We start from the raw sequence: 13,979 nt of genomic DNA, 5'->3' as shown, positions 1-13,979 counted from the left end.
TTGATGCGTCATAAGTATACAACTTTTAATTGAACTTATCTTTTTGTTTTACAACCGCTCAAAATTGAATTTAAATAACGATAATTTAATTAAATTAACATAGGGGAATAAATGAAAAAAATACTAAGTTTTATTCTAGGATCTATTTTTGCTCTTAACCTTTCAATTTCAGTTGCAAACTCTGCAGCTAATGAAGTTAGAGTTGCATACTTTCTAGAATGGCCAAGTCCAAATTTAGAGGACATGCAGAAGAAAAATTTTGCAAAAGCTCTTGGTGTACCAGTTAAGTGGACAAACTTCACTAACGGTGGAGCTATGACTGATGCAATGTTAGCAGGAGATATTGATATTTCTTACTCACAAGGTTTAGTACCTTTCATTAACGCTGTAAAATCTAATGCGCCAATCAAATTAGTTGATATAGCAATGGAATACGGAATGGGTGGAACTACTTGTGTAACATCAAATGCATCTGGAATTACAAAAGCTAACGCTACTGAATTAGAAGGTAAAAAAGTTGCTGTTCCACTAGGAACAATGGCTGAATACGTTTTTGATGAAAGTATGAAAGTTGTTGGTGCTGACAGAGGTAAAATGGATATCATTCAAATGGACCCAGAAGAAGGTGCTGCTGCATTAGTAAGTGGTGACGTTGTAATGGCATGTTTGTTTGGTGGTAACTCTATTAAAGCAGCAACTGCAGTTGGTTCAAGATTATTAACTGTAGATGAAGCAAGAGCTGCTGGTATCTTGGGTATAGATATCACATCTGTTACAGATAAATTCATGAAAGAAAATCCAGGAATGTTAAGAACTTTCATCGAAGTAACTCACGAAGCAAACGACAGATACAGATCAGGTAAATCTGATATGAATTCTATGGCAAAAGCTTCTGAAATGAAAGTTGCTGATATGAAAGAAACTTTAAGTGGATTTAAATTCTTAACTCCAGAAGAAACTAAAGCTTCTATGGAGAGCGGAAACTTAGATGGTTTCTTAAAAGGAATGGGAACTCCATCTGGTAACGTAGACACAAGTTTCTTACCTTTATAATTTTAAAGGTTTAAAACTTTTTAAATAGGCACTGATTTAAAAATTAGTGCCTATTTTTTTTAAAAAATTTCTAATATAAGGGCGCTATGAGTGATCTTGTTTCTCAAAATCTAAATATGATTTTTAAAACTCCAAAAGGAGAAACAGTTCATGCATTAAAAGATGTTAGCTTTACTCTAAAAAAAGGAGAACTACTTACTGTTCTTGGCCCATCTGGTTGTGGAAAAACAACTTTGTTAAATATTACTGCAGGGTTTTTAAGACCTACTTCAGGTAAAATAACTTTAAACAATAATGAAATAGATGGACCTGGTGTTGAAAGAGGAATGGTCTTTCAACAAGGTGCTTTATTTGAATGGTTAACAGTTGCTGAAAACGTAAACTTTGGTCTTCGTATGAAAAGTGAGGATCCAGAAGTAACAGCAAAAAAAGTTGAAGAATGGTTAGATATAGTTGGGTTAAAAGGATTTGGTAACACGCCTACTTATCAATTATCAGGTGGTATGCAGCAAAGAGTTGCTCTTGCAAGATGTCTAATTAATGACCCTGATTTAATTTTAATGGATGAGCCATTGGGTGCCTTGGATGCATTAACAAGAGAAAAGATGCAGTCTTTAGTTTTAAAAATTTGGAAAGAAACTGGAAAAACAATTATTTTAATTACTCACTCTGTTGAAGAAGCTCTTTTACTAGGTGAAAGATTGTATGTAATGGCACCAAGACCTGGAAGAATACATAAAGAGTATAATCTTCCATTTGCTGAAATGGGTCTTACTCAAGATTTAAGAGAAATTAAAAAAAATAAAGAATTTTCATCTACTAGAGAAGAAATTTTATCAATGATCTGGAATATGGAAGAAGAAATAATGGGGAAAGATAATTAATGTTAACCCAATTTGTAACAATACTAATTATCGTTTCAGTTATTGGATGCGTTCTTTATGGAAGAAGATTAATCAGAACTGAAAAAGTAGATGCTGTTTTTGGTAACCCAGAAAGAGCTAAAGGTGGAACGCACTGGGTAATTGTTGGTAGTAGTGCGATCTTGATGTTATGGCTTTATTATTCATGGGATATTGCAAAGGGTTTTTATCCAAAGTCAGCAAACGAATTATGTCAGGTTGCTAAAATTAATGAATCGTTATTAGGTTTAAAATATCAGTTCCCTATTGAAGAAAGGGAATTCAAAAGTACATCTATTATCAAAATCGAAAATAAAAATCTTGTAAAAATTGCAAATGAAATAAATGGATCTCCAGATCTAAATGATCAACAAAAAACAATTCTTGTAAGCTACATTGATAGAACTTCTAAATTAATTCCACTTTTAACAAGTGAAGAGTTAATGGAAATGGATACCAAAATTAAACTCCAAGAAATAACAGAAGAAATTAAACTTCTAAGTTCAAACTTCCAAAAGAAAGATTATCCCTTTGAGACAGATGCTCAAAAAGCAGAAAGACAAAAACTTATTGATGAACAAGGTGGCTGGGGAATTACCACAATAGATTCTGGAAGTGGTTCTATTGAAAATACAATTGAAATACCAACTGCACCTCAAACAAATAAAGGTTTAAAATTTCATGCAGCTGCAGCAGAATTAAAAAAAATTGACGACAAATTTTTTAAATTAAAAAATCATAACCCACCTTTCAAAAGCTCAATTAAACAGCTTAAAGATGACATAAAAGCTTACAGAAAAGGTTTAGATGACAATGAAGAGTTAGCATCTGACTATGCAAAAAATATAGTTAAAATTGCAAGAAGAATAGAATTTGCAAGTATTTACCCTCCTAATGCATTAAATGAAATGCAAGCTGCAATCATAGAATTTGATGAGTTACAAAATAAAGAACAAGCTGGATTAAGATTAATCGATATCCTTTTATTTCCTGCTGGAACAATTGTAGCAAGCGGACCTACTTGTTCTGAACAAGGTTCTGGTAGATGGTTACCTAAACCATCTGATACATTTAATAAGTTTGTATTGATGTCCAAACCAAGTGTTGGATACAAAAATGTTCCTCTTTTATGGATTGAAATGGTTGATGTTAGTAAAATGATTGGCTTCGTTTTACCAGATTGGATAGCTGATATTTTGCCTGGTGATTATCCGGTTCATACAAAAGATGGAATAGTTAAAGAAAACTTTAAAAGCAATGTTTTAAAAGTTGTTACTGGTGACTTTAAATTATTCAAAGTTCCTGTTCCATACGGACATATCTGGGACTCTTTTATGAGGGTATTTTTAGGATTAGTATTTGGAATTATCATTGGTGTTCCATTAGGATTATTTATGGGTCTAAACAGATTTGCAAAAGGTTTCTTTGATCCATTAATTGAACTTTATAGACCTGTTCCCCCTCTTGCTTGGGCTCCGTTAATTATTTCTGTACTTGGAATTGATAACTCTGGAAAAATATTTTTATTATTTATGGTCTCTTTATCTATTATGATTATTTCAGCAAGAGCTGGAGCGTCAGGAACTCAATTATCAAAAATTCATGCTGCTCACTCATTAGGAGCTACAAAAAAACAAATATTAAGATATGTAATTTTCCCAAATTCTCTTCCTGAAATTTTAACTGGAATAAGGGTTGCAGTTGGTATGTGTTGGGGAACATTGGTTGCAGCGGAATTTTTAGCTGGAACAACTGGTATTGGTTTTGTTGAAAACGTGGCTAAAAAATACTTCCAATATGAAGTTATTTGGATAACGATATTTATTATGGGTCTTCTTGGTTTATTGTTCGATGTAACTTTAAGAAAAATAATCGATAAAACTATACCTTGGAGAGGTAAAGGTTAATTAGCTTTTATTTAAAATTTAGACTTTTTTAATAAAACTTATTGCAGCACCAACGGTAGTTAAAAATCCAGCTAATGGCAAAATTGCGACTGCATATTTTTTAGGCATATAATTTGGTTTGAACTCAATACCCTGCATACTAATTTCGAAATACCACATTTCCCAATACTTCCCTCTCATACCTTCTACAAGTTCAATTCCATATATAATTAAGACGATACCAATTATCATAATCATAACTTTCCAGAACTGACGAATGTATAAGGAAACTCTCTCAGGTAATTTTTCATATATTAAATTTAAAGCTACATGTTCATTGTCTCTAGCTGTCAAAGAAAGAGCTATAAACATCAACCAAATATTACTTAATACTGTTAGTAAATCACCCCAAACAGGCGGATTATTAAAAACATATCTCATCGTAACATTATAAAGAGTGAAACCAACCATTGCTGCTAAAAATATTGAGCACATACCTTCGAGTACCCTATGAACAAAACGATCAATACTATTCAAAAATTTCATCATTAATTACTCAATAGATTAGGAAGAAACATTGTTAATTCTGGAACAACTAAGATAAAAAATAAAAGTAAAAAAAGTCCAACCAAGTAAGGAATTAAAGCAACAGCTACTTTTTCTAAACGAACTTGTGCTATTGTTGCAGATGTAAAGTACGCAACGCCAACTGGTGGTGTAACTGACCCAATTAAAAACCCTACTATTACAACGATTGCAGCTTGTACCTCTGGAAAACCTGCTTGAGACATAACATTCACAAGTACGGGACCAACAATGATAATGTTTACTGCTGAGTCCATTACAGTTCCAAGAAGAAAAATAAATAATATTAATGCTAAAATAAATAATATTGGAGAATCCGCTAAACCTAAAAGCCAAGTTTCAAGGTCACCAATTGCTCCAAGAGAAGTAAGTAACCAACTAAAAGGACCAGAAGCAGCTATGATAATAAAAACCATTGCTGAATTACGGAACGCTCTACGAAAAGCACCTGTGCAATCTTTCCATTTGATAGTTCGGTAAACAAATACACCAGTAAACAAAGCAACTAAAGCAGTTATAGCACCTGCCTCAACAACCGATGCGACACCTCCCATTACTGAACCTACTAATACTAAAGGTATTAAAAGAGCAAATGAAGAACGATACAATTCTTTACCAGCTCGACGAACTGAGAACGGCTGATCACTACGCTCGAAATTGTATTTAACTGCAAAGTAATGATTGATTACCATTATAACAACACCAATCAAAATACCTGGAACAATCCCAGCTGCAAATAAAGATGCAATTGAAATTTCAGTTGCGTTAGCAAGAACGATCATCATGATACTAGGTGGGATAATTCCTCCTATTGTCGAACTTACACCTGTGACCGCAGCTGAAAATGCAGCAGGATAGCCAGCTTTCTTCATAGCTGGTAAAACTAACGCTCCAACGGTTGCTGTATCTGCTACAACAGAACCATTCATGCCTGCAAAAAACATACTCACAAGAACATTAACTTGAGCCAACCCTCCTCTTATACGTCCAATTAATGCTCTACTTAAAGCAACTAAACGGTCAGTAATTGTTGCGCTTGTCATCAGCTCACCTGTTAACATAAAGAATGCAATGGCGGTCAATGGAACCGAGTCTATAGCGGTAAACATTTGACTAGGAATTAAAACAAGAGGAACAGCATCTGTTAATAGAATATAAACAAATGGTATCAGTATTAAAATAAAACCAATTGGAGCTCCTAATAAAATTAGCAAAAGGAGTACTACAAGTAAAATAATACTTTCCATAGATATTTATAAGTTATGATTATTTTTAGGTAAAGACCATCTAATTCTAAAATAGAACTAAATGGTCTTCACAAAGTTTTAATTAATGAATTATAGAGCTCCAGCTGCTTCTAACTGAGCTACAAATCCATCCATACCTTGTTCTAGAAGTACTCTTTTAGCTACTTCTGGTTCAAAAGTACCCTTAGCATCTAACCAAGCACCGATTGCACCAGCTCTCCACTTAGTCATTTCTGCTTCTGTTGGAACATACCACTCTTTAGCAGATGCTTTAATTGCATCTTCACCATTTTTAATCCAAGCGTTATCCAACTCGTTTACTTTTTCTCCATAAGCATCAGCTGCCTCATGTAACCATTTTCTTTGTTGGTCAGACAATGCATTGTACTGTTTAGCATCCATCGCTAAAATATTTCCAGACCACATTCCTCCGATCTCAGTGAAATATTTTGCAACTTCATGAAGTTTTGCTACATGCTGCCATGGACTAGCAACATATTGACCTTCAACTACACCTGATTGAAGACCTTGATATAATTGACTCCAGTCATAAGGTGTTGGTGTTGCACCCCAATTTTTAACTAGCATGAACTCAACAGGACTTTTAGTAGTTCTCCATTTAAGTCCTTTCATATCATCTGGTTCGTGAACAGGTTTAGTTGCATTTCCAAGCTGTCTAAATCCTCCACTTGAGTATACAGAAAGGCAAATGTGGCCAGCATTCTCAAGAGCTAGTTTACACTGTCTTTCGGCTAACCATTCATCTGATATTCTTTTAGCGTCCTCTAATGATTTAAAAATAAAAGGCAAATCGAAAATTGCTAATTCAGGCCCAAAGTTACCATAGTTTGCAGTAGAACTAGTCCACAAAGCTATAAGCCCTTGGTTAGCTTGTTCACCACATTTTTGTTCTGCGCATAAGCTTCTTTGATAATGAGGTTCAATTTTCATTTTACCTCCAGATGCTTTCTCCATAGCTGGTATTAAAGCCTGATCGATTGCGTCACCAATTGGCATACCCAATCTACCAGTAGTTCCAAGCTTAAGAGTTACTTCTGCATAAGCCGCTTGTGCAAAGAAAATAATTGCAACCACTTTAATAAGTGTCTTGCTTATTGTTTTAATAAACATTTTATTTATCTCCTCTTAGTTAGTTAAAGTATCAATTTAAATTAATTTTAGCCTAGTGAAGTTTGCAACCGAAGTATACATAAAAAAAAAAATTTCTAATCAAAATGGGATTACAATCAAAAGTTGAATTGATAATTTAGAAGTTAATCTATTTATTTTAGTCTCAAGGTGTCTTAGACTAAATTTTAGAAATAAAATAAATACAATGTATAGGAAAAATTTATGAGCTCAAGTAACAAATACAAAGTAATAGCCAGTAAAATTAAATTTGAAGGAAGAGCGTTTATTAATGGAAAATATGTAAATGCCATTGATGGAAAAAAATTTGAAACAATAAATCCTGCAACTGGTAAAAAACTTTGTGCTGTTGCAAAATGTAATCACAAAGATGTTGACTTAGCAGTTAAAGTTTCAAGGAAAGCTTTTAATAGTGGAGTGTGGTCTAAAAGTTCACCCGAGCACAGGAAAGAAGTTTTGTTAAAATTTGCTGAATTACTTAGAAAACATGGTGATGAAAATTCAGTTTTAGAATGTATAGACACAGGTAAACTTATTGCTGATTGTATTAATGAAGTTGCAAATGATGCTCCAATGCATTTTCAGTGGTATGGAGAATTAATTGATAAAGTTTTTGGAAAAGTTGGTCCAACAGAGCCATCTATCACTAGTCTAATTGTTAAAGAACCAATTGGTGTTGTTGCTGGAATTGTTCCTTGGAATTTTCCTTTAATGATGGCGGTATGGAAAATGGCACCAGCCCTTGCAGCTGGTTGTTCAGTAATAATTAAGCCAGCAGAAGATACGCCTCTTACAGCAATTAGAGTTGCTCAAATTGCAAAAGAAGCTGGCGTTCCGGATGGTGTTTTAAATGTGCTTCCAGGTTATGGTGATGTTGGTGAAGCTTTGGGTCGACACAAAGATGTTGATGCCGTTTCTTTTACAGGTTCAACTGAGGTTGGAGGATATTTTTTAAAATATGCAAGTGAAAGTAATTTAAAACCTGTTGCATTAGAGATGGGAGGAAAAAGTCCATTTATAGTTTTAGAAGATGCTAAAATTACTGATGATTTAATAGATAATGCTATGAATTCTGCATTTTGGAATGGTGGACAAAACTGTTCAGCAAATATGAGACAGATAGTTCATAAAAAAGTTAAAGATGAATTTTTACATAAAGTTATTAAAAAAGTTAAAAAGTTAAAAGTTGGAGATCCATTAGATCTTAAATCCAATATGGGATCTATGATTTCAAAAGGTCATCTACAAACTGTTGATGGATATATTCAAACAGGTATCGATGAAGGCGCAAAACTTTTATCCGGAGGTATTTCAAGCAAAAATCAAAAAGGTTTTTATGCAAAACCAACTTTATTTGATGGATTGAAGGAAAATATGATTATCGCCCAGGAAGAAATTTTTGGACCAGTGCTTGGAGTGTTAACTGTAAAAAATGATGAAGAAGCTTTGAAAATTGCTAGTAACTCCAAATATGGATTGCATGCAAGTGTGTTTACTCAAGACATAAACAGAGCATTTCATTTAGCTAAAAGTTTGCCTTGTGGAACTGTGTCAGTGAATACTTTTTCTGAGGGAGATATCAAAACACCTTTTGGGGGATATAAGCAATCAGGCTCATTAAGTAGAGATCAAGGTACTGAAGCTTTAAATTCATTTCTTCAAACGAAAACTATTTGGATAAATCATAACTAATTGATGATCAAACCATACAAAATAAGTGTGCCTAAAAGCACTCTTAATAATATTTATAAAAAAGTAAGAGCCTATCCGTGGAACATGATGCAAAATGTAAATGGATGGGAGTATGGAACTAATTATAATTATTTAAAAAAAATATCTCAATATTGGGTTTCAAAATATAACTGGAAGAAATTTGAAAACAAAATTAATTCTTTTAAAAACTATAAGACTAATGTGGATGGTATAAATCTGCATTTTATTGTTGAAAAAAGTAAAAACCCTAAATCAAGACCATTATTACTTTTGCACGGATGGCCTGGCAGTGTAATTGAGTTTTTTGATATCATTCCAAAGCTTGCTCATCCAGAAAAATTTGGTGGAAAAATTGAAGATGGTTTTGATGTCGTTGTGCCCTCTTTGCCAGGATTTGGATTTTCAACTCCGATTAAAAAAGCTTTAGGCCCAAGGAAGATTGGAAAAATTTTAAATAAATTTATGGTCAAAAATTTAGGTCATAAAAATTACATTGTGCAAGGTGGAGATTGGGGAGCGACTATTGCTGCATGGATTGGTCTTGATAGTGCAAAAAATTGTAAGGGAATTCATATTAATTGTTTACCAATCAGACATCCAAAAGGACCAAGAAATAATAAAGAGAAAAAATGGGAAAAAAAATTCAATTTTGATCAAATAATGCAGGAAGGCTACAGGACTCAACAAGCAACAAAGCCACAAAGTTTATCTTATGCAATGATAGATAGTCCAGTCGGAACAGCAGCATGGATTTTAGAAAAGTTTCATGGTTGGTCCCACCTAAATAAAGGCAAAATAGAAAAAACATTTTCAAATGAGGAATTAATATCAAACGTAATGATCTATATAATTACAAATAGTTTTAATACTGCTGCTTGGATTTATTTTGGAAGAAGAAAAGAAGGTGGCAGGTCTTTTCCAAAAAATTTTAAAAAAATAAATGTTCCAACAGCAATAGCAGAATTTCCAAAAGAAATGCTAGAATGGCCTCCAAAATCTTACGTGAACAGAATTTTTAATATTAAAAGATGGAAAAAATTTCCTAAAGGTGGTCATTTTGCAGCTTTAGAGGTTCCAAATTTATTAATTAATGATATTAAAAATTTTTTTAACGAAGATTTAAAAATATTCAAATAAGTGAAAACACCCCTATTAAAAAAACAAGTAATTAAGATTTTTCAAAAGTTTGGTTTAAGCAAAGATCATGCTTTAATTTCTGCTAATGCTTTAATTAATGCAGAATTAGTTGGCGCTTATGGTCACGGTTTATCAAGACTAAAAATGTATTGTGATAGAATTTCAAAAAAAGTAATTAATCCAAAACCAAAAATAAAAATAAAAAAAATTTCATCTTCTATTTCTCATATTGATGCAAATAACAGTATTGGATTTGTTGCTGCTGATCTTGGAATAAAAACTGCAATTAAGCATGCGCAAAAAACTGGAATAGGAATGGTTGCGGTAAAAAATAGTGGTCACTATGGTTTATCAGGTTATTACGCAGAACAAGCAGTTAAGAAAAATTTAATAGCAATGATTTATACAAATGCTCCTCCAGCAGTTGCTCCTCACGGTGCATTAAAAACTTTATTTGGAACTAATCCAATTTGTTTTGGAACCCCTACTGGTTCTAAAATTCCTTTTATTTTAGATACCTCAATCTCAATGATCAACAGAGGTAAAATTAGAGTTGCTGCAAGAAACAATCAAACTATTCCTGCAGATGTAGCATTAGATAAATTTGGAAAACCAACTACAGATGCAAAAAAAGCATTAGCAGGAGTTCAATTACCTATTGCTGGTTTTAGAGGTTCAGGACTTGCTTGGATGGTTGATATTTTAAGTGGTGTACTAACTGGAGGAAATCATGCGGGTCGAGTTAAAGATCCTTTTGATGATTTTTCAGGACCACAAAATATTGGTCACTTATTTATAACTTTTAAAGCAAACTTATTTCAAAAAAATTATAACCAAAGAATTAAAGACAATATTAAAACAATTAAAAAACTTCCTAAAATTAAAGGTGTTAAAGAAATAATGTATCCAGGACAAAACAAGTTTAATCGTTACAAACAAAATCTCAAAAAAGAAATCAACATTCCAGATATTATTAAAAAAGATTTAGAAATTTTAATAAGTTAAAAAAGTTAAAACTCCTAAAGAAGCAACTACAGAAGAAACAATAATTGTTCTTTTAACTTTTTCCTTTTTTTTCTCTTCAAGAAGTCTTTGCTTTAGAACATCCACATTCACTCTTTGTGGAGCTTCAATATTTTGGGAGGGGTTCTCAATTTCAATGGATGTTCTATTTAAGTTCTCTGTACTCATAATTTTTAAATACAACACCATTTAATCATTACTATTTACATTATTACATATTAGGAATGTCCAAAATGGGTTGACACTTAATTGTGTATTGTCCATATTGGGTTTTTTTAAATCATGAGCAAACTACCGAGCATATCTGACGCACTGGATGAAAAAATGGTTACTTCAGTAATCAATAAAAAATTTAATAATTTCGTTCCAGCTTTTTATAAATTTGTATCTGAATGGATAATTAATGCTTATTCCAATTTCAAAGACATAGAAATGTATATGGTCTTAATCTATTTGGTTAATAATGATTTTAAATTCTATAAAAAAAATGGAATTCAGGTCGATTACAACACCTTTTATAAAGACAAAACTTTAGAAATCGAAGAAATTAAAATTATTGAAATTTCTAGAGATCTTCATATCCCTAAAGAAAGTGTAAGAAGAAAGATTATTTATCTTGAAAAAATAGGCGTAATTAAACGAACAAGAAAAAAAATTTTTATTGATAGATCTGCTTATGAAACGGTACAGCCAATATCAGCATTAAAAAATTTATCGTATTTAATATCTATTTCTTCAAAAATTTTGAAACAAGAAAATAAAATTCCATACTACTTTTCATCAAATGAAATATCAGATGGTATTAAGAAACATTTTTCTTTTTGTTGGTACGAATTTTATAAATTTATTTTTTCTTACTATTTCCGATGGAGAAAAGAATTGGGTGATTTAGAAGTATTATGTATTGCCTTACTTTTAATATCTAATGCATCGTCAAATAAAGATTTAGTTATTCAAGATATAGATATTGAAATCTGGAGAAAGAGAATATCTTATGCAGACAAAGTTGGATTGAATTCTATGTCTATTTCAGACATTACAGGTATTCCGCGACCAACTGTTGTTAGAAAAGTAAATTATTTAATAAAAAAAGGCTATGCTAAAGTGGATCAAAAAAAATTAATTTCAGTTAATATTGAAAAAAAGGTATTTTCAAAAACTCAAAAAATACAAGAACAAACAATAAAGGAGATTTCAGAACTGATTTATAAAATTTTGAATAAAACAACAATTAGCTAGATCTTCTTAAAATATATATAAATATAAAACCTGTAATATACATGACTAAAGCATAAGCGGCGGTTGGTATCATGTAAGCAACATCATTAAAAATTTGTGTTGCAACAAATACTGCTAAAGTTCCATTTTGAAGGCCGCACTCTAATGAAATACATTTTCTCTGAGCAACTCCAGTTGCAAAAGCTTTAGCTATATAAAATGCTAAGATCATCATCACTATATTTAAAACTAAAACTGCTATTCCAGCTTGAGCTAAATAATTAAAAATATTTTCTCTTTCTTCAATCCATATTGCAGCAAATACGATAACAAATAATAAACTAGTCGTTCTATTGACGATATTAATATTTGAAGAAATAAAATTCTCTGCAAATCCTCTTATAACCATTCCTATAATAACTGGAACAGTTACAACCAGAGCCATTTTAAGTGCAATCCCTGTCATCGTAATATCTGTAGACATTTCAGTAACCCCTAGCATTCCAGCTGAAGTAAAAACTATAAATGGAACTGAAATTATACTAATTAAACTTCCAACAGCTGTTAAAGAAATTGATAAAGCTACATCTCCATCTGCAAACTTAGTAAGAACATTTGATGTAACACCTCCTGGTGCTGCAGCTATAATCATTAAACCTAAGGCTATTTCGATTGGTAATCTTAAAATTAGAACCAATATATATGCAACAATTGGTAAAAGAATTAATTGGCAAGTTATTCCAATTAAAAAATCTTTTGGATTTCTAATTACTCTTGTAAAATCTTTTACAGATAAACCAAGTCCTAAGCCAAGCATTATCAATGCTAAAGCTAATGGTGCTATTTTAGTTACAATCTCCAAATATCTACCCTCTCAATAAAAATTTTTATATCATACATCTGTTTTGGATAACTAAAAAAAAAATTAAACCTGAAGGTGTATTTTGTAATAAAACGATAACAATTAAATTAAAATCATATTAACCTTTTAACTAATATAACTTTAGAGAGGATATTATGAATAAACTATTAAAAATAGCATCTATTGTCCTTCTTTTTTCATTAACAATGTTTGGCTTAACAAACAAAGCTTCTGCTGCAAAGTTAACTTTATATTGCAGTGTTGAAATTGATGTTTGTGAAATGCTTGAACAAGCTTATGAAAAAGAAACAGGCACAAAAGTTGCAATGACAAGAGCAAGTAGTGGTGAAACTTTTGCAAAAATTAAAGCAGAAGCCTCTAATCCAAAAGGTGATGTTTGGTTTGGTGGAACTGGTGATCCGCACTTAACAGCTGCTCAAGAAAATTTAACTGAAGAATATAAATCAAAACACTTTGATGATTTATTGCCAGCAGCACAAAACCAAGCAAAAAATGCTAATTATAAATCTGTAGGAATTTATGTTGGTGCATTAGGTTTTGGATACAATAAAGATCTTTTAGCAAAAAAAGGTCTTCCAGCTCCTAAATCATGGATGGACTTAACAAAACCTATTTACAAAGGTGAAATCCAAGTAGCAAATCCAAATTCATCTGGAACTGCTTACACAACTTTAGCTACAATTCTTCAAATTTTTGGAGAAGATAAAGGTTGGGATTACATGAAGAAACTTCATGCAAACATAAATACTTATACTAAATCTGGTTCTGCTCCAATTAAAGCAACTGGAAGAGGTGAAAACTTAATTGGTATTTGTTTCCAACACGATGGTGTGAAACAAACTAAGAAAGGTTTACCTGTAGTAACTGTTTCTCCTGAAGAAGGAACTGGTTATGAAGTTGGATCAATGAGTATTATTGCTGGTGCAAGAAATATGAAGGAAGCTAAAAAGTTTTATGACTGGGCATTAAGTCCTGCAATACAAACTATGGTGTTCACTTCAGGAAAATCTTTGCAAGTACCATCTAATACTAAAGCAAAAGCTGATCCTGATGCTCCAGATTTATCAACTATAAACTTGATTGATTACAATTTTAAAGTTTATGGAGATAAAGCAACAAGAGCGAGTCTGTTATCTAAGTGGGATAAAGACGTATCTGTAATTCCTAGATAATTTTAGGAATT

General features: G+C 32.0%; 13 protein-coding genes. 8 read left to right on the top strand and 5 right to left on the bottom strand.

What is annotated here, in order from left to right; genetic code table 11:
* The first annotated feature begins 111 nt into the window (after positions 1–111).
* The 3 genes from ACTTAO_RS06275 to ACTTAO_RS06265 all read left to right on the top strand — a co-directional run bounded on the left by ACTTAO_RS06275 (position 112) and on the right by ACTTAO_RS06265 (position 3,862).
* Entirely contained in the window at positions 112–1,053 is a 942-nt protein-coding gene (locus tag ACTTAO_RS06275) for an ABC transporter substrate-binding protein (protein WP_440691483.1), read from the top strand.
* 86 nt (positions 1,054–1,139) lie between these two features.
* Positions 1,140–1,937: an ATP-binding cassette domain-containing protein gene (locus ACTTAO_RS06270; RefSeq protein WP_179850418.1), complete on the top strand. Its 798-nt coding sequence runs from the start codon at positions 1,140–1,142 to the stop codon at positions 1,935–1,937.
* Positions 1,937–3,862 (top strand): ABC transporter permease subunit, encoded by a 1,926-nt coding sequence (locus ACTTAO_RS06265; protein WP_440691481.1) that lies wholly within the window; start codon positions 1,937–1,939, stop codon positions 3,860–3,862. The genes ACTTAO_RS06270 and ACTTAO_RS06265 overlap by 1 nt, the downstream gene beginning before the upstream one ends.
* A gap of 18 nt (positions 3,863–3,880) precedes the next feature.
* Here ACTTAO_RS06265 and ACTTAO_RS06260 read toward each other — a convergent pair whose 3' ends face one another.
* From ACTTAO_RS06260 to ACTTAO_RS06250, 3 genes are all read right to left on the bottom strand, one after another.
* A complete protein-coding gene (locus ACTTAO_RS06260) occupies positions 3,881–4,390 on the bottom strand; it encodes a TRAP transporter small permease (protein ID WP_440691479.1) in 510 nt (169 codons plus the stop codon).
* Positions 4,390–5,673, bottom strand: coding sequence for a TRAP transporter large permease (locus ACTTAO_RS06255; protein WP_440633518.1), 1,284 nt, complete (start codon positions 5,671–5,673; stop codon positions 4,390–4,392). Before ACTTAO_RS06255 ends, ACTTAO_RS06260 begins: the two co-directional genes overlap by 1 nt.
* A gap of 90 nt (positions 5,674–5,763) precedes the next feature.
* Positions 5,764–6,804, bottom strand: a complete 1,041-nt coding sequence (locus ACTTAO_RS06250) for a TRAP transporter substrate-binding protein (RefSeq protein ID WP_440691477.1) — start codon at positions 6,802–6,804, stop codon at positions 5,764–5,766.
* A 222-nt stretch (positions 6,805–7,026) separates the two neighbouring features.
* Between ACTTAO_RS06250 and ACTTAO_RS06245 the strand changes: the two genes are divergently transcribed.
* From ACTTAO_RS06245 to ACTTAO_RS06235, 3 genes are read left to right on the top strand one after another with little or no spacing between them, the layout of a single operon-like run.
* Positions 7,027–8,514, top strand: coding sequence for an aldehyde dehydrogenase (locus ACTTAO_RS06245; RefSeq protein ID WP_440691475.1), 1,488 nt, complete (start codon positions 7,027–7,029; stop codon positions 8,512–8,514).
* A 3-nt stretch (positions 8,515–8,517) separates the two neighbouring features.
* Positions 8,518–9,672, top strand: a complete 1,155-nt coding sequence (locus ACTTAO_RS06240; RefSeq protein WP_440691473.1) for an epoxide hydrolase family protein — start codon at positions 8,518–8,520, stop codon at positions 9,670–9,672.
* Positions 9,673–10,677 (top strand): Ldh family oxidoreductase, encoded by a 1,005-nt coding sequence (locus ACTTAO_RS06235; protein ID WP_440691471.1) that lies wholly within the window; start codon positions 9,673–9,675, stop codon positions 10,675–10,677. It abuts the gene before it with no gap.
* On the opposite strand, the gene ACTTAO_RS06230 is transcribed toward ACTTAO_RS06235, so the two are convergent.
* Positions 10,666–10,863, bottom strand: a complete 198-nt coding sequence (locus ACTTAO_RS06230) for a hypothetical protein (RefSeq protein ID WP_440691469.1) — start codon at positions 10,861–10,863, stop codon at positions 10,666–10,668. The two genes, ACTTAO_RS06235 and ACTTAO_RS06230, sit on opposite strands and share 12 nt — an antisense overlap.
* A gap of 114 nt (positions 10,864–10,977) precedes the next feature.
* Between ACTTAO_RS06230 and ACTTAO_RS06225 the strand changes: the two genes are divergently transcribed.
* Complete coding sequence (locus tag ACTTAO_RS06225; protein WP_440691467.1) at positions 10,978–11,934, top strand: MarR family transcriptional regulator; 957 nt, start codon at positions 10,978–10,980, stop codon at positions 11,932–11,934.
* Here the strand turns inward: ACTTAO_RS06225 and ACTTAO_RS06220 are convergent.
* On the bottom strand, positions 11,927–12,775 hold the full coding sequence (locus tag ACTTAO_RS06220) for a bile acid:sodium symporter family protein (RefSeq protein WP_440691465.1): 849 nt from the start codon (positions 12,773–12,775) through the stop codon (positions 11,927–11,929). The two genes, ACTTAO_RS06225 and ACTTAO_RS06220, sit on opposite strands and share 8 nt — an antisense overlap.
* 155 nt (positions 12,776–12,930) lie before the next feature.
* Between ACTTAO_RS06220 and ACTTAO_RS06215 the strand changes: the two genes are divergently transcribed.
* On the top strand, positions 12,931–13,968 hold the full coding sequence (locus tag ACTTAO_RS06215) for an ABC transporter substrate-binding protein (RefSeq protein WP_440691463.1): 1,038 nt from the start codon (positions 12,931–12,933) through the stop codon (positions 13,966–13,968).
* Positions 13,969–13,979 lie beyond the last annotated feature (11 nt).

The organism is Candidatus Pelagibacter sp. HIMB1782 (genome assembly GCF_052047475.1).
Taxonomy (GTDB): Bacteria; Pseudomonadota; Alphaproteobacteria; order Pelagibacterales; family Pelagibacteraceae; genus Pelagibacter.
Note: the sequence above shows the minus strand (reverse complement) of the source record. Positions and strands in the feature narration are given on the sequence as shown.

What these genes read in the sequence shown, in the direction of transcription:
- ACTTAO_RS06275 (WP_440691483.1), top strand. Translation starts at nt 112, where the DNA reads ATGAAAAAAATACTAAGTTTTATTCTAGGATCTATTTTTGCTCTTAAC.
- ACTTAO_RS06270 (WP_179850418.1), top strand. Translation starts at nt 1,140, where the DNA reads ATGAGTGATCTTGTTTCTCAAAATCTAAATATGATTTTTAAAACTCCA.
- ACTTAO_RS06265 (WP_440691481.1), top strand. Translation starts at nt 1,937, where the DNA reads ATGTTAACCCAATTTGTAACAATACTAATTATCGTTTCAGTTATTGGA.
- ACTTAO_RS06260 (WP_440691479.1), bottom strand. Translation starts at nt 4,390, where the DNA reads ATGATGAAATTTTTGAATAGTATTGATCGTTTTGTTCATAGGGTACTC.
- ACTTAO_RS06255 (WP_440633518.1), bottom strand. Translation starts at nt 5,673, where the DNA reads ATGGAAAGTATTATTTTACTTGTAGTACTCCTTTTGCTAATTTTATTA.
- ACTTAO_RS06250 (WP_440691477.1), bottom strand. Translation starts at nt 6,804, where the DNA reads ATGTTTATTAAAACAATAAGCAAGACACTTATTAAAGTGGTTGCAATT.
- ACTTAO_RS06245 (WP_440691475.1), top strand. Translation starts at nt 7,027, where the DNA reads ATGAGCTCAAGTAACAAATACAAAGTAATAGCCAGTAAAATTAAATTT.
- ACTTAO_RS06240 (WP_440691473.1), top strand. Translation starts at nt 8,518, where the DNA reads ATGATCAAACCATACAAAATAAGTGTGCCTAAAAGCACTCTTAATAAT.
- ACTTAO_RS06230 (WP_440691469.1), bottom strand. Translation starts at nt 10,863, where the DNA reads ATGAGTACAGAGAACTTAAATAGAACATCCATTGAAATTGAGAACCCC.
- ACTTAO_RS06225 (WP_440691467.1), top strand. Translation starts at nt 10,978, where the DNA reads ATGAGCAAACTACCGAGCATATCTGACGCACTGGATGAAAAAATGGTT.
- ACTTAO_RS06215 (WP_440691463.1), top strand. Translation starts at nt 12,931, where the DNA reads ATGAATAAACTATTAAAAATAGCATCTATTGTCCTTCTTTTTTCATTA.